This is a genomic window from Halorubrum tebenquichense DSM 14210 (assembly GCF_000337415.1).
Taxonomy (GTDB): Archaea; Halobacteriota; Halobacteria; order Halobacteriales; family Haloferacaceae; genus Halorubrum; species Halorubrum tebenquichense.
Genome location: NZ_AOJD01000051.1, coordinates 131855 through 149104, shown reverse-complemented (window position 1 = coordinate 149104; position 17250 = coordinate 131855). Strand labels below are relative to the sequence as shown.

19 protein-coding genes are annotated in these 17250 nt (G+C 70.1%); 16 read left to right on the top strand and 3 right to left on the bottom strand.

The genetic code is table 11. The features are described from left to right. The first annotated feature begins 17 nt into the window (after positions 1–17). Positions 18–1262, top strand: a complete 1245-nt coding sequence (locus C472_RS09895) for a M20/M25/M40 family metallo-hydrolase (RefSeq protein WP_049906498.1) — start codon at positions 18–20, stop codon at positions 1260–1262. Positions 1263–1303: 41 nt separating this feature from the next. Here C472_RS09895 and C472_RS09890 read toward each other — a convergent pair whose 3' ends face one another. Then, positions 1304–1801, bottom strand: coding sequence for a LabA-like NYN domain-containing protein (locus C472_RS09890; protein ID WP_006629688.1), 498 nt, complete (start codon positions 1799–1801; stop codon positions 1304–1306). A gap of 117 nt (positions 1802–1918) precedes the next feature. Here C472_RS09890 and C472_RS09885 point away from each other — a divergent pair, with 117 nt between their 5' ends. The 3 genes from C472_RS09885 to C472_RS09875 all read left to right on the top strand — a co-directional run bounded on the left by C472_RS09885 (position 1919) and on the right by C472_RS09875 (position 5510). Next, on the top strand, positions 1919–3022 hold the full coding sequence (locus C472_RS09885) for an AI-2E family transporter (protein ID WP_006629687.1): 1104 nt from the start codon (positions 1919–1921) through the stop codon (positions 3020–3022). Positions 3023–3510: 488 nt separating this feature from the next. Continuing rightward, on the top strand, positions 3511–4695 hold the full coding sequence (locus C472_RS09880; protein WP_006629686.1) for a cell division protein FtsZ: 1185 nt from the start codon (positions 3511–3513) through the stop codon (positions 4693–4695). Positions 4696–4775: 80 nt separating this feature from the next. Beyond that, positions 4776–5510, top strand: coding sequence for a hypothetical protein (locus C472_RS09875; RefSeq protein WP_006629685.1), 735 nt, complete (start codon positions 4776–4778; stop codon positions 5508–5510). Between the two features lies 1 nt (position 5511). Here C472_RS09875 and C472_RS09870 read toward each other — a convergent pair whose 3' ends face one another. Then, entirely contained in the window at positions 5512–6255 is a 744-nt protein-coding gene (locus C472_RS09870) for a DUF7344 domain-containing protein (RefSeq protein ID WP_006629684.1), read from the bottom strand. A 334-nt stretch (positions 6256–6589) separates the two neighbouring features. Between C472_RS09870 and C472_RS09865 the strand changes: the two genes are divergently transcribed. From C472_RS09865 to C472_RS09855, 3 genes are all read left to right on the top strand, one after another. After that, positions 6590–8047 (top strand): PGF-pre-PGF domain-containing protein, encoded by a 1458-nt coding sequence (locus C472_RS09865; RefSeq protein ID WP_006629683.1) that lies wholly within the window; start codon positions 6590–6592, stop codon positions 8045–8047. Between the two features lie 125 nt (positions 8048–8172). Further along, the gene (locus C472_RS09860; protein WP_006629682.1) at positions 8173–9351 is read left to right on the top strand and encodes a 5-(carboxyamino)imidazole ribonucleotide synthase; all 1179 of its coding nucleotides are present in this window, start codon (positions 8173–8175) and stop codon (positions 9349–9351) included. 8 nt (positions 9352–9359) lie between these two features. Then, entirely contained in the window at positions 9360–9866 is a 507-nt protein-coding gene (locus tag C472_RS09855) for an NUDIX domain-containing protein (RefSeq protein ID WP_006629681.1), read from the top strand. Here the strand turns inward: C472_RS09855 and C472_RS09850 are convergent. Next, positions 9849–11072 carry a PQQ-binding-like beta-propeller repeat protein gene (locus C472_RS09850; protein ID WP_006629680.1) on the bottom strand — a complete coding sequence of 408 codons (1224 nt, stop codon included), beginning with the start codon at positions 11070–11072 and terminating at the stop codon, positions 9849–9851. The genes C472_RS09855 and C472_RS09850 overlap by 18 nt on opposite strands. A 121-nt stretch (positions 11073–11193) precedes the next feature. Here C472_RS09850 and purE point away from each other — a divergent pair, with 121 nt between their 5' ends. The 9 genes from purE to nuoK all read left to right on the top strand — a co-directional run bounded on the left by purE (position 11194) and on the right by nuoK (position 17250). Then, positions 11194–11802, top strand: a complete 609-nt coding sequence (purE, locus tag C472_RS09845; protein ID WP_006629679.1) for a 5-(carboxyamino)imidazole ribonucleotide mutase — start codon at positions 11194–11196, stop codon at positions 11800–11802. Between the two features lie 153 nt (positions 11803–11955). Beyond that, positions 11956–12372, top strand: coding sequence for an NADH-quinone oxidoreductase subunit A (locus tag C472_RS09840; RefSeq protein WP_006629678.1), 417 nt, complete (start codon positions 11956–11958; stop codon positions 12370–12372). Next, positions 12372–13070, top strand: a complete 699-nt coding sequence (locus C472_RS09835; protein WP_006629677.1) for an NADH-quinone oxidoreductase subunit B — start codon at positions 12372–12374, stop codon at positions 13068–13070. The genes C472_RS09840 and C472_RS09835 overlap by 1 nt, the downstream gene beginning before the upstream one ends. Further along, entirely contained in the window at positions 13067–14731 is a 1665-nt protein-coding gene (locus tag C472_RS09830) for an NADH-quinone oxidoreductase subunit D (protein ID WP_006629676.1), read from the top strand. The genes C472_RS09835 and C472_RS09830 overlap by 4 nt, the downstream gene beginning before the upstream one ends. Then, positions 14731–15804, top strand: a complete 1074-nt coding sequence (locus C472_RS09825) for a complex I subunit 1/NuoH family protein (protein ID WP_006629675.1) — start codon at positions 14731–14733, stop codon at positions 15802–15804. Before C472_RS09830 ends, C472_RS09825 begins: the two co-directional genes overlap by 1 nt. A 1-nt stretch (position 15805) precedes the next feature. Beyond that, complete coding sequence (locus tag C472_RS09820) at positions 15806–16267, top strand: NuoI/complex I 23 kDa subunit family protein (RefSeq protein ID WP_006629674.1); 462 nt, start codon at positions 15806–15808, stop codon at positions 16265–16267. 43 nt (positions 16268–16310) lie between these two features. Continuing rightward, on the top strand, positions 16311–16577 hold the full coding sequence (locus C472_RS09815) for an NADH-quinone oxidoreductase subunit J (RefSeq protein ID WP_006629673.1): 267 nt from the start codon (positions 16311–16313) through the stop codon (positions 16575–16577). Continuing rightward, positions 16574–16933, top strand: coding sequence for a hypothetical protein (locus tag C472_RS09810; protein WP_006629672.1), 360 nt, complete (start codon positions 16574–16576; stop codon positions 16931–16933). Before C472_RS09815 ends, C472_RS09810 begins: the two co-directional genes overlap by 4 nt. Beyond that, complete coding sequence (gene nuoK / locus C472_RS09805) at positions 16930–17250, top strand: NADH-quinone oxidoreductase subunit NuoK (protein WP_006629671.1); 321 nt, start codon at positions 16930–16932, stop codon at positions 17248–17250. Before C472_RS09810 ends, nuoK begins: the two co-directional genes overlap by 4 nt.

Sequence of the window (17250 nt, the reverse complement as noted above, 5' to 3'; positions counted from 1 at the left end):
CTCCCGGCCGATCCGCGATGAGCTGGGAGGACGACTCCGACTTCGACCCGGTCTCGTTCCTCGAAGACGCGGTTCGGATCCCCTCCCACGAGTCGGTCGACGAGATGCGCGAGTTCGTCGTCGAGACGCTCGACCGCCACGACGCCGACTCCGAGGTCGTCGCGGACGGCTGCGTCCTCGCGGAGAAGCGGTCGCCGGCCCCCGAGGCCGGTCCGCACCTCGTGTTGAACACGCACCTCGACACGGTGGCCCCGCACGTCCCGTTCGAGCGGGCCGAGGCGCGCGGCGACGAGCGCGGGGGTGCCGCGCCGAGCGACGCGGAGGCGTCGGGCGAGCCGGACGCGGCGGACGTGATCCGCGGACGGGGGGCCTGCGACGCGAAGGGGCCGCTCGCGGCCCTCCTGGCCGGCTTCCTCGCCGCCGAGCCCGAACGCGGCCGCCTCACGCTCGCGCTCACGCCCGACGAGGAGGCCCTGTCGCTCGGCGCGGCGGCGCTGACCGGGCGGCTCCCGGGGATCGACGATCCGCTTGACGGCGACCTGTTCTTAGTCGGGGAGCCGACCGGACTCGACGCGTGCACCGCCGCGAAGGGGCGGTTTCAGGCGACCGTCGAGCTGTCGGGAACCGCCGCGCACGCCGCGGAGTTCGCCGGCGCGAACGCGGTCGCGGCCGCGGAGGACGCGCTCGCAGCGGTCCGGACGTTCGACGCCGGAGCCGACGCCCACCCGCAGCTCGGCCCGCCGAAGCTCACGGCCACGGTCATCGAGGGGGGTAGGGCGACGAACCAGGTCCCGGCGGACTGCGCGATCACGGTCGACCGGCGGAGCGTCCCGCCGGAGAGCGCCGAGGGGTTCCGGTCCTCGCTCGCGGACGCGGTCCGGGAGTCGCTCGCCGACGCCCCGAGTGATCGTGACGGCGTCGAGGTCGCCGTCGCGCTCACCGACCGCGAGTCCCCGTTCCTGGAGGCGTTCGCGACTGACCCGGACCACGAACTCGTCGAGGCGGTCGCGGGCGGCGCGCGGAGCGCGGCCGCCGCGGTCGGTCTCCCGAGCGACCGCGGCGGCGACGTGCGGCCGTTCGGCGCGGCGACGGAGGCGTCGTACTTCGCGCCCGCCCCGACGGTGGTGTTCGGTCCCGGCGACCTCGCCGACGAGTCCGGGGCGGTCGCGCACGCGGAGCGGGAGTACGTCCGGGTTCGGGAGGTGGAGGCGGCCGCGGCGACGGTCGCCGACGCGGCGGCGGCGCTGCTCGGCGAACGGTAGAGCTGTCCGACGAACGGGCACAGGCCCCGACGTGCGACCGACTACAGCAGGAACGTCTCCTCGTCTTCGGCGAGGTCGACGAAGTCGTCGGCGGCCTCGATCAGCTCGTCGGCGGCGGAGTTGCCGAACCCCATGGCCTCGACGCGGACGCCCTCGTGGCGGAGGTGCGAGCAGAGCCGCGCGAAGTCGCCGTCGCCGGTACAGAGGACGACGGTGTCGACGTGACTCGCTAAGGAGACGGCGTCGAGGCTCATCCCGAGGTCCCAGTCGGCCTTCTTCGAGCCGTCTGCGAACGTCTTGATCTCCTTGATCTTCGTCTCGAAGCCGATGTCGCGCAGCGCCTCGAAGAAGCTCTCCTCCTCGGGGGAGTCGGCGCGGATCACGTACGCGATGGCGCGGACGAGCGAGCGGTCGGCGACGGCCGCTTCGAGCAGGCCGGAGTAGTCGATGTTCCGGGAGTACACGCTCTGTGCCGAGTGGTACAGGTTCTGCGAGTCCGCCAGCACCGCGACGCGCTGGTCCGGGTGAATGTCGCTCATGCGTCCCCCTTCACTCCCCGCCGTTAGGGGCTTTGGGATCGCCGTGACGGCACGCTCGGTCTCGCGGCTCCCGAACCGACCACCATGGTTTATGTCGGGCGCTGGCGACCGTGGTCCATGGACGAAAAGCGGTTCGTCGTCGCCCTCTTCGGCCTCGCGGTCGCGCTCGTCGCCGGCTTCGTGGCCTACCGGTTCGTCGCCCCGCTCACCGTCGCCGTCTTCCTCTACTACTCGACGCGGCGCTTCTACCACCGGCTCGAACGGTTCCGGCTGCCGGCCCGGGTCCGCGCGGTGGTGTCGCTATCGGTCATCGGCGTCCCGCTCATCGGGCTGGTGAGCTACACGCTGGTGTTGCTCATTCTGGAGGCCCGGCGGTTCATCGAGGCGTATCCGGTGGCCGACACCATCGGCGCGGAGAACTCGGTGATCGGCGACCTCGCGGAGCTGTCGAACCCGACGATGGACGACCTGATCGCGGCGTACCAGTCCGGGCAGTTCGACCCCCTCATCGACCTCGTCTCCGAGCAGGCCTCGCTGCTGGCGAGTACGTTGTCCGGGCTCGCCCTGAACCTCCTCATCACCGTCATCGTCACGTACTACCTGCTCATCGACGGCTCTCGCTTCCACGACTGGCTGCTCAGATTCGACGACGACGCGATCGTTCGCGAGTACCTCGAAACGGCGGACGACGAGCTGGAGGCGGTGCTGTACGGGAACCTGCTCAACGTCATCGCCATCTCGATCATCGCGGTCGTCACCTACCTCGGGTACAACGCGGCCGCGCCCGCGGCGGTCGAGATCCCGTACCCGACGCTGGCCGGCGCGCTCACCGGCGTCGCCAGCCTGATCCCCGTGATCGGGATGAAGATCGTCTACGTCCCGATCGCGGCGGCGATGTCGATCCCCGTCGCGATCGACGGCGAGGTCGCGCTGCTCGCGTACGTCGCCGGGTTCCTCGCGGTCGCGATCGTGGTCGTCGACACCATCCCCGACATCGTCCTCCGGCCGTACTTCAGCGGCGAGACGACCCACGTCGGCCTGCTCATGCTCGCGTACATCTTCGGACCGGTGGTGTTCGGGTTCCACGGTCTGTTCCTCGCGCCGATCGTCCTCGTGTTGGCGTTGACGTTCGCGGACACCGCGCTGTTGCGCCTGCTCGGCGTGGAGCCGGACCCCGGTCCCGAGATTCCGGAGGCCCAGCAACGGCTCGACGAGTTCTGATCATACCGGTGGTGAGACGCGGCGCTGAACTCGATCGCTCGCTCCGACGCAGTTGCTTATAAATCACCGACCGACACGGAGACCGCCGAAGCCCCAGCCGCTCGGCTGTACGTGATTGCTTATAAACGACCGATCAGCACGGAGACCGCCGAAGCCCCAGCCGCGAGGCGGGCGTACACTCGTTGCGCTCCTCGTCGCTCACTACGTTCGCTCCTGTGGTGCTTACGTCGTCTCCGCCCGCCTCGCGGCTGCCCCTTTGAGTCCCGCCCCCGCCCAGCACAGCACCGCACCTCATGCCTCCCCAGCCTCGCCGCTGGCACCCTCCGCTTCGCTCCGGGGCCAGCGACTCCCTCGCGCGTGCTGCTCGGCCGCGGTGCGGCCTCGCAGGCACACGCCACCGCCGGTCCATCGCGTGTGGCTACTGCCTCCCCCGACCCTCGCTCGCGGCGAGCCGAAGTCATATATCCCCGGTCGACGACCGGCGACGTATGCGACTACACGTCATCGGCCTCGGCGGGGCCGGGGTGCGGGTCGCCGACCGGCTCGCCGCCGACCACGACGACGACCCGTTCCTCGCGGGCGTCAACGCGTTCGACACCGACATGGACGCGCTCGGCGCGCTCGACGCGCTCGGCGAGGACCGCCGGTACCGGTTCGGCGACGCGGCGGGCGGGGACGGTCTCGGCGGCGACCTCCACGCGGGACGCCGCCTCGGCGACGCGCACGCGAGCGAGCTCGGCAGGGAGATGGACGACCAGCGGCCGTCGCTCGCGGAGGCGTTCCTGATCGTCGTCGGGCTCGGCGGCGCGGCCGGCGCGGGCGCAGCGCCCGCGCTCGCCGAGGAGCTCTCGCGGCTCTACGACGCCCCCGTCTACGCGCTCGGGTTCCTGCCGACCCCGAGCGAGACCGAGGAGCCGGACGGCGACGAGGGGCCGCCGAGCGCGGCGGCCGGGAACGCGGCGGCCGGAAGCGCCGCGTCCGGGAACGGGACGGAACCGAGGACGCCGCACCGGCCGCTGGCCGAGCGCAACGCGGCGCGGACCCTCGACGCGCTCTCCGACCGCTGCGCGGCGGTGTTCCCGTTCGACAACGCGGCGTGGCTCCGCCCCGGCGAGACGCTTGGCGGGGCCCGCGACCGGCTCAACGGGGTCGCCGCCGAGCGGATCGCGGCGCTGTTCGGGGCGGGCGAGACGCCGGAGGGGACGTCGACGCCCCAGCAGGTGCTCGACGCGAGCGACGTCGCCCGGGCGGTGGGCGGCGACGGCGAGATCGCGGCGATCGGCCACGCGACGCAGGCGGTGGAGTCGTCGGAGGGCGGGTCCCGGTTCGGCCTCGGGCTGTTCGGCTCCTCGGAGCCGGCGGAGGTCGACACGAGCGCGGCGGTGTCGGCCATCGAGACGGTCATCCGCAAGGCGGCCCGCGGGAAGAACACGGTCGAGGTCCCCGACGGGCGGGCCGACCGGACGCTGCTCGTGGTCGGCGGCCCGCCCCAGTGGCTCAACCGGGAGGCGATCGCCGACGGGCGGCGCTGGCTCGCCGGGGAAGCCGGTTCGGACGCGATACTGAGCGGCGACGCGCCGGTCCCCGGCGGCGACGCGGTCTCCGCGGTCGTCGTCCGGTCGGGCGTCGACGAGCCAGAGCGGCTCCGCGAGATCCGCGAGACGATCCGGTGACGGCCCCTCACGCGAACGCCGAGAGGGGCGCGGTCTCATCGACCCGAACCGATTAACTCCGTGGCGCGCCCAGTGAGATCGTGACGACGCAGGCAGACCTCGGGATCGACGTCGACGTCCGCGACGCCGCGGCGGTGGCGGAGCGCCGCGACGACCTCGTCGCGGCCGTCCGCGACCACGCGGGACGGATCGCCTACCAGCTCGCGACGCTTCAGGGGGGCGACTACGGCCGCGAGACCCTCTCGACGCCCGGCGGCGAATGGACGGTGAAACACGAGGCCGGCGAACTGGAGTTCCTCCTGTTCTCGCCGAACTCCGGTTCGGACACGTACGTGATCTCGACGAAGCAGCCGCCCGAGCCGAACGATCTGGCCGACGCCCTCGACGACTACGCCGCGTTCGTGGCGGCGTGGAACGACTACGTCGAGTCGCTGTCCGGCGTCCTCGACGGCGTGAGCGCCGACTTCCCCGAGCCGGCGACCACCGACGGCGTGGTGGCCGAGCGCGACCGCGTCCTCGACGAAATCCGCGACACCTGCGCGGTCATCGCCGGAGAGGTGTACCGGTACGAGAGCGACGACTACGGGACGTTCACGGCCCGCGTCGCGGGCGACCGCTGGGAGCTGAAGTACGACGAGGGCGCGGTCTCGTACCTCCGGATCGGCGGCTCGGGCGGACTGTACCTCCTGTCGCAGTACGAGTCCCCATCAGCGGCCGACGTGCGGGAGTACGCGGACCGGTTCCGCGGGTTCGTCGAGGCGTACAACGAGTTCGTCGACGGCCTCGAAGCCGACCTCCGGAGGATATCCGTCTGAGTCACCGGTCCGTCCCGTCCGCGGCGCTCAGGAGGTCGCCGAGACGGACCGGGTATCTGCGGGAGACGACCGCCGCGTAGGCGGTGACAGAGACCGCGACGCTCACCCCCACGACGGCTCCGAACTCGGTCGGGGTGAGCGAACCGAGCACCGGCGCGCCGAGCGCCCACCCGACGCCGACGACGCCCGTGACGGCCGCGAGCGCGCCGGCGACCGCCCGCGCGACCGCCCTCGAGTCGATCGCCAGATCGAGGAACCGCTGTCGCTCGGCGGCGGGGACCGCCTCGACGGTCGACTCCTCGCGGTCGAACGCGACCGCGCCCGCCTCGCTCATCACCGGGCAGTGGTGCTGGTACAGCGACGCGTACACGCTCTTGCGCTCCTCGCTCGTGACGACCGCCGGGTCGACCCCGCGTTCCCGGGCCGCGACCTCCCGGGACGCGTCGGCGAGGTCGACGGGGCCGTCGCGGCGGTGGAGCAGCGCCCACAGCAGCCGCCGTCGCCGGTTCCCGAGGATTTCGAGGAGGTCGCCGCGCTCGACGACCCGATCCGACCCGCCCGGACCGAGGGCTCCGTTCCGCGCACGCGGCCCCGGTTCGTCCGCGTCGTCACCACCGATCCCGCTGCCGTCGACGTCGCCTTGGCCGCCGGCACTACCGCCTCCGCCACCGACGTCGCCTCGGCCGCCGTCGGGGCGACAGCGGGGGTCCCGACCGCCCGCCCCATCCGTGACTATTGGTAACATGACTATCCGTACGGCCACCCCGGTCTAATGTATTAGCCGATATGCTTGCGAACATGAGGGATTGTTCGCGCTCTCGTCCGGTCTCGGTCGACCTCCCCTCGCGGCCCGTCCGTCGCTCTCGCTTCGAGTCGCGAGCGTCGCGGATCCCGCAGACGTCGCGGCGTCGCCGCCCGGCGAAACGACCCGTTACCCCGCGTCCCGATCCGGTAATCCGTCGTAGCAATCGGTTAATAACTACTTACACCGGAACCCTGCTGTCGGGCGTCCCTCCCCCGCAACGTCCGGGCGTCCCCGCTCGGGTCGCCCCGTTCGAACCGGTGTGGGACGTTTCCCCATGATACGAACACGCTCGACACCGCTCGCGGTCCTCGTCGCATCGCTACTTGTCGTCTCCGCGGTCGCCGTCGCGCCGGCGGCCGTCGCGCAGGACGGACCGCCGCCGACGCCCGCGGCCTACTTCGGCGACGTGACCGTCGACGGGGAGCCGGCCCCCGAGGGCGTCGAAGTCACCGCGTACGTCGGCGGCGAACTGCGCGGGAGCCTCACCACGACCCAGTCCGGGGCGTACGGCGGGTCGTCCGCGTTCGACCAGAAGCTCGTCGTCGAAGGGACGAGCGACGACGCCGGGGCGACCGTCGAGTTCCGCGTCAACGGCGAGGTCGCCGGGACAGACGAACCGGTCGAGTGGGAGCCGGGCGAGGTCCGCCGCGTCGACCTCGCGGTCGGCGAGGGAGGCGGCGGTTCGGAGGGCGGCGACGGAAGCGGCGGTGGTTCCGACGGCGGCGACGGAAGCGACGGCGGTTCGGACGGCGGCGGCGGTGCCGTCGCGCCGCCGCCGAGCGGCGACACCGTCGAGACGACGGCCGCGTCGGTCGAGACGACGAACGACACCGCGACGCTCAGCGCGGCGAGCGTCGACGCCGGCGAGGTCGTTGAGGCGGACCTCCCGAGCGGGGCGGCGGCGTCGTCGAACGCGACGCTCTCGGCCCTGTCGGTCGCCGCGTCGTCCGACATTCTCTCGTTCGACCTCGACGTGACGCCGATGGAGCCCTCCGGAATCCCGGACGACGTGCGCGGTCACGAGAACGCGGAGACCGTGTCGGCGTTCGAGATCTCCTCGGACACGTTCGACTCCGGGGCGGTCGAGAGCGCGGAGATCCGCTTCGAGGCGGACATGTCGGCGTTCTCCGACGCCGAATCGCCCGAGGAGGTCGCGCTGTACCGCTACGCCGATAACCAGTGGCGAGAACTGCCGACGACCTACGAGGGCGACGGGACCTACGTCGCCGAGACGCCCGGGTTCTCGTACTTCGCCGTCGGCGGGCCGCAGTCCGACGTGACGGTCGCGGACGCCTCGCTCGGGGCCGAGGAGGTGACCCCGGAGCGCGCGACGGAGGTGGTCGTCGAACTGCGGAACGCCGGCGACGCCGAGGGGACGACGAACGTCGACCTCCGGATAAACGGCGAACTCGTGGACGACCGGACGATAACCGTCCCCGCCGACGCGACCCGACGCGTCACGTTCACGCCGCAGTTCACCGAGCCCGGGGAGTACGAGGTCGCCGTCGGCCCGACCGAGGTCGGGGCCGTCTCCGTCGTCGAACGGACTACTCCCGACGGGGAGTCGACCGGGGGTGCCGACTCGTCGGACGGCGGCGCGGGCGACGCCGACGGCTCCGGAGACGGCGGCTCGCCGCTGGAAGGGTTCGGAATCGGCCTCACGCAGGTGGTCGGTCTCGTGAGCCTGCTCCTCGTCGTGGTCGGCGGATCCCTGCTGTTGCGTCGGGAGTAGCCCGTCGCCGGGGGTCCCGACGGCGGGCTCGATCGGTTCTCGCGCGACCAATCGATCCGCGTTCGTGCCTATTCTCTACCGGATTTGGTAATACTTATTCACCCCTGTCCAGTACTGGCTTCCACATGTCGATCACTCTGCCGGGACCGACGCTCGGGGTCGTCGGGGGCGGACAGCTCGGCCGGATGCTGGCCGAGGCCGCCTCGCCGCTCGGCGTCGACCTCGTGGTGCTGGATCCGACGCCCGACTGTCCGGCGGCGACCGTCGCCGCCGACCAGATCGTCGCCGACTTCGACGACGCGGACGCGATCGACGAGCTCGCGAGCCGCGTCGACGCCCTGACGTTCGAGATCGAACTCGCCGACCCGGACGTCCTCGCGGCCGCGGGCGAGGAGCACGGCGTGTCGGTCCATCCCGACACCGAAACGCTGGAGACCATTCAGGACAAGCTGGTCCAGAAGGAGGCGCTCGCGGACGCGGGGATCCCCGTCCCCGAGTTCGTCGCGGTCGCGACCGCCGAGGGCCTCGAACGCGTCGTCGAGGAGTTCGGCGGCGTCATGCTGAAGGCCCGCGAGGGCGGCTACGACGGCCGCGGAAACGTTCCCGTGGAGACGCCGGACGCGGCCGCGGCCGCGCTCGACGAGGTCGGCGGTGCCGCGATGGCCGAGGAGTTCCTCGACTTCGAGCGCGAGATCGCGGTGATGGGGCTGAAGGGGGCTGACGGCGAGACCAGGACCTACCCCGTCACGGAGACGGTCCACCGCGAGGAGATCCTCCGCGAGAGCGTCGCCCCCGCCCGCGCCGACGACGCGGTCGTCGCCGAGGCCGAGTCGGTCGCCCGCGACGTGCTGGACGTCCTCGACGGCCGCGGCGTCTTCGGGATCGAGCTGTTCGAGACCCGAGAGGGCGAGGTACTGGTCAACGAGATCGCGCCGCGCCCGCATAACTCCGGCCACTGGACGATCGAGGGCGCGCGCACCTCGCAGTTCGAGAACCACGTCCGCGCGGTCCTCGGCTGGCCGCTCGGCCCGACCGACCTCGTCGCGCCCGCGGTCACGGCGAACGTGCTCGGGGACGTTGACGAAATCGAACCCGCGACGCTGTCGGGCGTCGAGTCGGTCCTCGGCGCGCCCGACGCCGACCTCCACTGGTACGAGAAAGACGACACGTACCCGCTCCGGAAGATGGGCCACCTCACGGTGACGGACGGCGACGCGGACCCGGACGCGGTCTCGGCCGACGAGCGCGACGCGCTGCTCGACCGGGCACGGGAGCTGCGGGACGGGCTGACGTTCGACGCGTAACCGCACCAATGCCCGACGCCCTCGCGCCCGACGCCCCCCGAGAACGCCAATCGATCCGGCTCCCGCCGAATCGGATCGAGGCGCTCCGCGACTGGGCGGAGGAGGGGACCGCCCTGACGACCGCGGCCCGCGTCCGGGATCCAGACGGCCGACTCGCGTTCGTGAAGACCGGGTGGTCTGATGGCTGGGTCCTCCCCGGCGGCGCGGCCGAACCCGGCGAGCCGCCGGCGACCGCGGCGGCGCGGGAGGCCCGAGAAGAGACGGGGCTCGACGCGACGGTCGGCGATCCGATCGTCGTCTTCGAGCAGTCGTACGTCGACGCCGAGCGCGACGCGGTCGCGTTCGAGGCCGACTACGTGGTCTACGCGGCGCGCGCCGAGGGGCGTATTCCCGACGCCACCGAACTCGGAGTCGATCCAGGCGAGATCCGCGACGCACGCTGGTTCGGGGGCGTCCCGTCGGAACTACACGACGGCGACCTCCTCCGGTCGTTCCTCTCAGGAGAGGACCGCTAACCGCCCGCCGCTCGTCCCCGCCGCCATCGTCGCGAACAGCGACCCGTCGGCGGCGGTGACGTAGCTCGCACTGCCGTCGACCTCGTGCTTGAACCGCGTCTCGCCGACGCGGACCGACCCGATGCCGACGCCGCCGCCGACGCCGATTCCGTGGAGCCGTTCCCCGCCGACGTACACCGTGTCGCCCACGAGCGCCGGCGGCGTCGGGTGGACGGCGTCTCCGACGTCGGTCTGCCACCCGACGTTCCCGTTCTCCGCGTTCAGCGCGGACAACCGTCCGCCGGAGACCGCGAACACCCCGTCGTGGCCGGCCGCTATCCCCCCTTCGGCGAATCCGAAGAGGTCGGTACGCCACCGGGGCTTCCCGTTCGGCTCGAAACACCGGATCGACCCGTCTCCGTCGCCGACGACCACGTCGCCGGACCCCGTTATGGTCTCACCGTCGGGTCTGCGGGACGCGACGACGGTCGGAGCGGTTCGAATCCCGGCGTCGACGGTCCGGTTCCACCGCACCCGGCCCTCGTCGTCGACCGCGTACAGGTCCCCGCCGGTCGTCGCGGCGTAGACGACGCCGTACACCGACGCGGCCGCGCGTGCCGCGGCGGGTCGGACGATCCCGTCGAGCCGGCGTTCCCACCGTCGCTCGCCCGTGGCCCCGTCGAACGCGCGGAGATACTCGCCGGCCCCGATCACCACTCGGCGGTCGTCCCCGCGCTCGACGACGAGCGGCGTCGTCTCGCCGAAGACGTACTCGAACTCCCGGCTCCACAGCCGCTCGCCGGTGTCGAGGTCGCGCGCGACCAGCGTGTCGCTCTCCGGGACGTACGCCACGCCGTCCGCGACGGCCGGTGCCCCGGTGTACCGATACGCATCGTTGTCGTCCGGAGCGACGGTCCACCGCGGACTCAGGTCCTCGCGACCGAGCGCGACCACGTCCACGCCGGTGTTCAGGAGCACCGTTTCGGCGGTCACCACCGGGTCCCCGGCGGGGATCCCGTCGAACTCGTAGGTCCGATCGACGGCCGGATCGTCCCGCGGCGCGACCCCGTTCGGAACCGACCGCGAGTTCCACCCGTCGCCGCCGCCGGCCGGCCAGTCGTACGTCTCGTCGGCACCGGGTTCAGCGTCGAATCCGGTGAGACAGCCGGCGGTAGCCGTCAGTCCGGCCGCTCCGAGACCGGAGAGGAACGCGCGTCTGGAGGGCATCTCGCCTCTCGATTCCGCGGCCTGGACCTTCGGACTTGCGGTCGCTGAGGCGTCGATCGGCGACGCGCCGGGCGATAGGGGACCGGCACGATTTACAGTCCGGGTCGCGTCACTCACGCTCATGGCCACGGTCCAAGACCTGATCGACCGGCTCGAAGCGGAGGCGGCGGCCGACGCCGACCCCGACGCGACCCCCGACGTGGGGATCATCATGGGGTCGGACTCGGACCTCCCCGTCATGGAAGACGCCTACGACGCGCTCGACGACCTCGGCTTCGCGGAGCAGACCGACTTCGGCGACCCGCCGGACGCGCGGTTCACCTACGAGAGCTACGTCGTCTCGGCGCACCGCACCCCGGAACTCATGTACGCGTACGGAGAGACGGCGACGGCCCGCGGCCTCGACGTGATAATCGCCGGCGCGGGCGGAAAGTCGGCCGACCTGCCGAACATGACCGCCTCGATCGCGTACCCCGTGCCCGTGATCGGGGTGCCCGTTCAGGAGAAGTCGGTGGACTCCGTCATCGGGATGCCGACGGGCGCGCCGATCGTCGCCGTCGACGCCGGGAAGTCGTACAACGCCGCCCTCTCGGCCGCGCAAGTGCTCGCGCGCGAGCACGACGCCGTCGCCGAGCGGCTGGTCGAGCTGCACGACGAGCAGAAGGCGGGCGTCGCGGACGACTCGGCGGCGCTCCACGACCTCGGTCTCGACGGGTTCCGCGACCGGTAGCGGAACGTGTTCGGCCCCGGGGTTCGTCCGCGGCCCCGCCGTACTTCCGTTTTCGTCCGCGAACGGCCGATACCGGCCCGCACGCCCGCGGACGCACAAGACTCAACGCTTATGAGGGGGCGGTCCAAACCCCAGCACGTTACGGAGACCTATATGAGCGATTGGATAGCGATTGGCGCCTTGGCGGTCGTCGGCCTGCTCATCCCGATAGCGATGATGACAGTGTCGGCGCTGCTCCGCCCGAGCGTGCCTGAGACCGGCAAAAGTACCACATACGAGTCCGGCGAGACCCCGACGGGCGGGACGCGGATCCGGTTCAACATCCAGTACTACATGGTCGCGCTGTTGTTCGTCGTGTTCGACATCGAGACCGTGTTGCTGTTCCCGTGGGCGGTCATCTACCGCCCGGCCGTCCAGGCCGGCGTCCCGATGGCCGACCTGCTGTGGCCGATGTTGGCGTTCGTCGGCGTTCTCGCGGTCGGACTCGTCTGGGCGTGGCGGTCGGGGGCGATCAGCTGGGCCCGCAGCCCCCGCGCGACCAGCAGAAAGACGACGGAGGAACTCAACTAATGAGCAGCGATCAACCGTTTATCACCGACGAATCGCAGGTCGTAACCGAAACCCGAGACGCCCGGATGACCGGGCAGGGGGACCGGTTCAACTCCCGGCTCCGGGAGGCGTTCGGCTCCTCGCCGTTCATCCTCACCAAGTTCGACAAGTTCCTGAACTGGTGTCGGGGCTCCTCGATGTTCATGCTGCAGTTCGGGATCGCCTGCTGTAGCATCGAGATGATGCACACCTACGCGGTGAAACACGACCTCGACCGCTTCGGGTCGGGCGTCCCGCGCGCCTCCCCGCGGCAGGCCGACGTGATGATCGTCCCCGGGACGATCGTCTCCAAGTTCGCCCCGCGGATGAAGCGCGTCTACGACCAGATGCCGGAGCCGAAGTTCGTCGTCGGCATGGGTTCGTGTACCATCTCCGGCGGCCCGTTCCAGGAGGGGTACAACGTGATCAAGGGGGCCGAGGAGGTCATCCCGATCGACATTCACGTCCCCGGCTGCCCGCCCCGTCCCGAGGCGCTCGTCTACGGCGTCGTGAAGCTGCAAGAGCGCGTCGCCAACGGCGAGGCCGCGCCCGTCACCGTCAAGCCGTACGAGCTGGAGGAGTTCTCGGACCTCGAACGCGACGAACTCGTCGACAAGCTCACCGACCAGATCGACGACGACGAACTCGTCATGCGGTACAACTTCGCTGATTCGCCATGAGCCTTGAACGACCGGACACCACCGACGACGCGGCGATCGAGCGCACCCCCGACGAACTGGAGGCGCTGCTCGGCGACCTCGTCGTCGCCCGCGACGACCACCTGAACGCGCCCGGGTTCGTCATCCGCCCGGACACCGTTCAGGAGACGCTCCGAACCCTGAAACAGCAGGCGGGGTACGACCACCTCTCTGTCGTCTCCGCACAGGAGTACGAGAACCGCTACGAGTCGATCTACCACCTGAAGAAGTACGACGACCCGACCCAGGAGGTCAGCGTCGTCGTTCCCGCCGACAAAGATCACCCCGTTTCGGAGTCGGCCGAACCGGTGTTCCGCACCGCCGACTGGCACGAGCGGGAGGCGTACGACCTGATCGGCGTCGAGTACGAGGGCCACCCCGACCTCCGTCGGATCCTGCTCCCCGAGACGTGGCAGGGCCACCCGCTGTCGATGGACTACGACAAGGACCGGCCCCAGATCGCCACGCTCCCGGAGCACGCGAACCCGCTCGAGGACCATCACAAAGACGAGGAGTCCGACACGATGTTCCTCAACATCGGGCCACACCACCCGGCGACCCACGGGGTCCTCCACCTGAAGACGGTCCTCGACGGCGAGCAGGTCGTCGACGTCGAGCCGGACATCGGCTACCTCCACCGCAGCGAGGAGCAGATGGCGCAGTCCGGCACGTATCGCCACCAGATCATGCCGTACCCGGACCGCTGGGACTACATCTCGGCGGGGCTGCTCAACGAGTGGGCGTACGCCCGCGCGGCCGAGGACCTCGCGGACATCGAGGTCCCGGAGTACGCACAGGTCATCCGCACGATGGGCGCGGAGATGTGCCGCATCGCGGCGCACATGCTCGCGCTGGCGACGTTCGCGCTCGACATCAACGGCGACTTCACGGCGACGTTCATGTACGCCATCAACGACCGCGAGCGCGTCCAGAACCTCTTGGAGGATCTGACGGGCCAGCGGCTGATGTTCAACTACTTCCGGCTCGGCGGCGTCGTCTGGGACCTGCCCGAGGACCGCGAGGCGTTCTTCTCCGACACCCGGGACTTCCTCGACCACCTGCCGGAGTCCGTCGAGGAGTACCACAACCTCATCACCTCGAACGAGATCTTCCAGATGCGGACGATCGACACCGGGATCTTACCGCCGGAGGTCGCGAAGAACTACGGCGCGACCGGGCCTGTCGCCCGCGGCTCGGGCGTCGACTACGACCTGCGCCGCGACGACCCGTACGGGTACTACGACGAGCTCGACTGGGACGTCGTCACCGAGGACGGCTGCGACAACTTCAGCCGCCTCCTCGTCCGGATGCGCGAGGTCGAGGAGTCCGCGAAGATCATCGAGCAGTGCGTCGACCTGCTCGAAGACTGGCCCGAAGACGAGCGGAACATCCAAGCGAACGTGCCGCGCACGCTGCGCCCGGACGACGACGCCGAGATCTACCGCGCCGTCGAGGGTGCGAAGGGCGAACTCGGCATCTACATCCGCTCTGACGGGACCGACAAGCCGGCCCGGTTCAAGATCCGGTCGCCGTGCTTCTCGAACCTCCAGACGCTGCCGGAGATGGCGAACGGGGAGTACATCCCCGACGTCATCGCCGCGCTCGGTAGCCTCGACGTCGTTCTCGGGGAGGTGGACCGCTGATGGGTACGGCACCGGCACAGCTGTTCCCCGAGTTCATCGTCGACACGCTCGGGCTCGACAGCGTGATCGGCGAGGTCGCGGCGTCGCTCGTCGCCGCGTTCGTCGTCGGTAACATCATCCTCGCGTTCACCGGCGTCGCGGGCCCGTGGGCGAAACGGAAGATCACGGCCGCGTTCACCGACCGTATCGCGGTCGACCGGATCGGTCCCTACGGCCTGCTCATCATTCCGGCCGCGGCGGTCCAGCTGCTCGCGAAGGAGCTCATCATCCCCGAGGGCGTCGACCGTCCCTCGTGGGACATCGCGCCGATCCTCCTGCCGGCGTCCGCGCTGCTCGGCTTCTCCGTCATCCCGATGGGGCGGATCGGCCCGATCAACCTCCACCTCGCGGACCCGGAGGTCGGGTTCGCGCTGGTGTTCGCGTTCGCGTCGATCGCGTCCGTCTCGCTGGTGATGGCCGGCTACGCGTCGAACAACAAGTACTCCCTCCTCGGCGGCCTCCGCGCCGTCGCGCAGAACCTCGCGTACGAGATCCCGCTCATCGTCACGGCGATGTCGGCGGTGATCTTCGCCGGCACGCTCCAGATGAGCGGCATCGTCGGCGCACAGACGGAGACGCTGGCGACGATCGGCGGCGTCGCCATCCCGTCGTGGTACGCGTTCGTCAACCCGTTCGCGTTCGTGCTGTTCCTCACGGCGAACATGGCCGAGATCGGACGGAACCCGTTCGACATCCCCGAAGCGCCGACGGAGATCGTCGGCGGGTATCAGACGGAGTACTCCTCAGCGTACTTCGTCCTGTTCTACCTCGGGGAGTTCGTCCACATCTTCCTCGGCGGTGCGATCCTCGCCGTGACGTTCCTCGGCGGCGCTTCCGGGCCGGGCCCGGAGAGCATCGGCTTCATTTGGTTCGTGGTGAAGATCTGGGGCTTCTTCCTGTTCACGCAGTGGGCCCGCGCGGCGATACCCCGCGTCCGGATCGACCAGCTGATCGAGATCGGCTGGAAAGGTATGCTGGTGCTGTCGTTCGCGAACCTGGTGCTCACGGCCGTAATCGTGGGGGTGATCGCGTAACATGATCGGACTCATGAAATCCATGGCGACGACGATGAAGCACGCGCTGGACGGGAAGACGTTCACGGTGGAATACCCGGAGGACGCGCCCGAAGTGAGCCCGCGGTTCCGCGGGGTCCACAAGTTCAGCCAAGAGCGGTGTATCTGGTGTCGGCAGTGCGAGAACGTCTGCCCGAACGACACCATCCAGATCGTGCAGGACGACCAGCGCAACGGCGAGCAGTACAACCTCCACATCGGGCAGTGTATCTACTGTCGGCTCTGCGAGGAGGTCTGCCCCGTCGACGCCATCCTACTGACGCAGAACTTCGAGTTCACCGCGGACACGAAAGACGACTTCGTGTTCAACAAAGAACAGCTCAAGAACGTCCCGTGGTACAAGGGGATCGACCCGCTGGAGTCCCGCAATCCCGATCGCGGCGCGTGGATCGGGGAGGGCGACGGCGAGGTCGACTACCAGTAGCGTCTCGAAATCTTCAAAGGGGTTCTCATAGGAGACACACACAATGGTTGAAGTCACCATCGCGTTCGGGCTGTTCGCCGCGGTTACGCTGGCGTTCGCCCTCGGGGTCGTCCTGGCGCGCGACGTGTTCCACGCCGCGCTGCTTCTGGGCGGAGCCCTCACGAGCGTCGCGGTGCATTACGTGATGCTGCGGGCGGAGTTTATCGCCGCCATGCAGATCCTCGTCTACGTGGGCGGGGTCCTCATCTTGGTCACGTTCGCCGTGATGCTCACGCGATCGGATTCCGAAACGGAGGTGAGTCGCGCGTGAGCAACGACGAGAGCCGCGGGTCGAAGATCGCGCCCGCAATCGCTGTCGGCGCTCTGTTCGCCGTGCTAGCCGCGACGGTCAACGCGGCGGCGTTCGACGCCGAGGCCGCCGGCTTCCCGGCCGACGCCTCGGTCGTCCACAACATCGGTTACTCCCTGTTCAATCTCGGCGGGTACGATATCGCGACGATCGGAGCCGAGGGGTTCCTCGCTGCCTTCCTGATCGCCGCGGTCGCGCTCGACGTCGCGGTCGACGGGGCCGTCTACCTCGCGAAACGCGAGGAGGACGGTTCCATCGTCTCCGCGGTCGGGCAGGTGCTTACCGACGGCGGGCGCGACGGAGGTGAGCGGCGGTGACCGCCATCGCCGCGTCGATTCCGCCGTCGTGGTACCTGCTGTTGGCGTCGGCCATATTCTGTATCGGACTGTTCGGCGTGCTGACGCGACGGAGCGCCCTGTACTTCCTCATGAGCGTCGAGCTCATGATGAACGCGGCCAACATCAACTTCGTCGCGTTCGCGCTGTACTACGGCGACCTCACGGGGCAGGTGTTCGCGCTGTTCGTCATCGCGCTCGCCGCCGCCGAGGTCGCCATCGGTATCGGCATCATACTCGTGTTATACCGCAACTTCGGCACGACAGACGTGACTGTTCCCGCGGAGATGAGGTGGTAA

What these genes read in the sequence shown, in the direction of transcription:
- C472_RS09895 (WP_049906498.1), top strand. Translation starts at nt 18, where the DNA reads ATGAGCTGGGAGGACGACTCCGACTTCGACCCGGTCTCGTTCCTCGAA.
- C472_RS09890 (WP_006629688.1), bottom strand. Translation starts at nt 1,801, where the DNA reads ATGAGCGACATTCACCCGGACCAGCGCGTCGCGGTGCTGGCGGACTCG.
- C472_RS09885 (WP_006629687.1), top strand. Translation starts at nt 1,919, where the DNA reads ATGGACGAAAAGCGGTTCGTCGTCGCCCTCTTCGGCCTCGCGGTCGCG.
- C472_RS09880 (WP_006629686.1), top strand. Translation starts at nt 3,511, where the DNA reads ATGCGACTACACGTCATCGGCCTCGGCGGGGCCGGGGTGCGGGTCGCC.
- C472_RS09870 (WP_006629684.1), bottom strand. Translation starts at nt 6,255, where the DNA reads ATGTTACCAATAGTCACGGATGGGGCGGGCGGTCGGGACCCCCGCTGT.
- C472_RS09865 (WP_006629683.1), top strand. Translation starts at nt 6,590, where the DNA reads ATGATACGAACACGCTCGACACCGCTCGCGGTCCTCGTCGCATCGCTA.
- C472_RS09860 (WP_006629682.1), top strand. Translation starts at nt 8,173, where the DNA reads ATGTCGATCACTCTGCCGGGACCGACGCTCGGGGTCGTCGGGGGCGGA.
- C472_RS09855 (WP_006629681.1), top strand. Translation starts at nt 9,360, where the DNA reads ATGCCCGACGCCCTCGCGCCCGACGCCCCCCGAGAACGCCAATCGATC.
- C472_RS09850 (WP_006629680.1), bottom strand. Translation starts at nt 11,072, where the DNA reads ATGCCCTCCAGACGCGCGTTCCTCTCCGGTCTCGGAGCGGCCGGACTG.
- purE (WP_006629679.1), top strand. Translation starts at nt 11,194, where the DNA reads ATGGCCACGGTCCAAGACCTGATCGACCGGCTCGAAGCGGAGGCGGCG.
- C472_RS09840 (WP_006629678.1), top strand. Translation starts at nt 11,956, where the DNA reads ATGAGCGATTGGATAGCGATTGGCGCCTTGGCGGTCGTCGGCCTGCTC.
- C472_RS09835 (WP_006629677.1), top strand. Translation starts at nt 12,372, where the DNA reads ATGAGCAGCGATCAACCGTTTATCACCGACGAATCGCAGGTCGTAACC.
- C472_RS09830 (WP_006629676.1), top strand. Translation starts at nt 13,067, where the DNA reads ATGAGCCTTGAACGACCGGACACCACCGACGACGCGGCGATCGAGCGC.
- C472_RS09825 (WP_006629675.1), top strand. Translation starts at nt 14,731, where the DNA reads ATGGGTACGGCACCGGCACAGCTGTTCCCCGAGTTCATCGTCGACACG.
- C472_RS09820 (WP_006629674.1), top strand. Translation starts at nt 15,806, where the DNA reads ATGATCGGACTCATGAAATCCATGGCGACGACGATGAAGCACGCGCTG.
- C472_RS09815 (WP_006629673.1), top strand. Translation starts at nt 16,311, where the DNA reads ATGGTTGAAGTCACCATCGCGTTCGGGCTGTTCGCCGCGGTTACGCTG.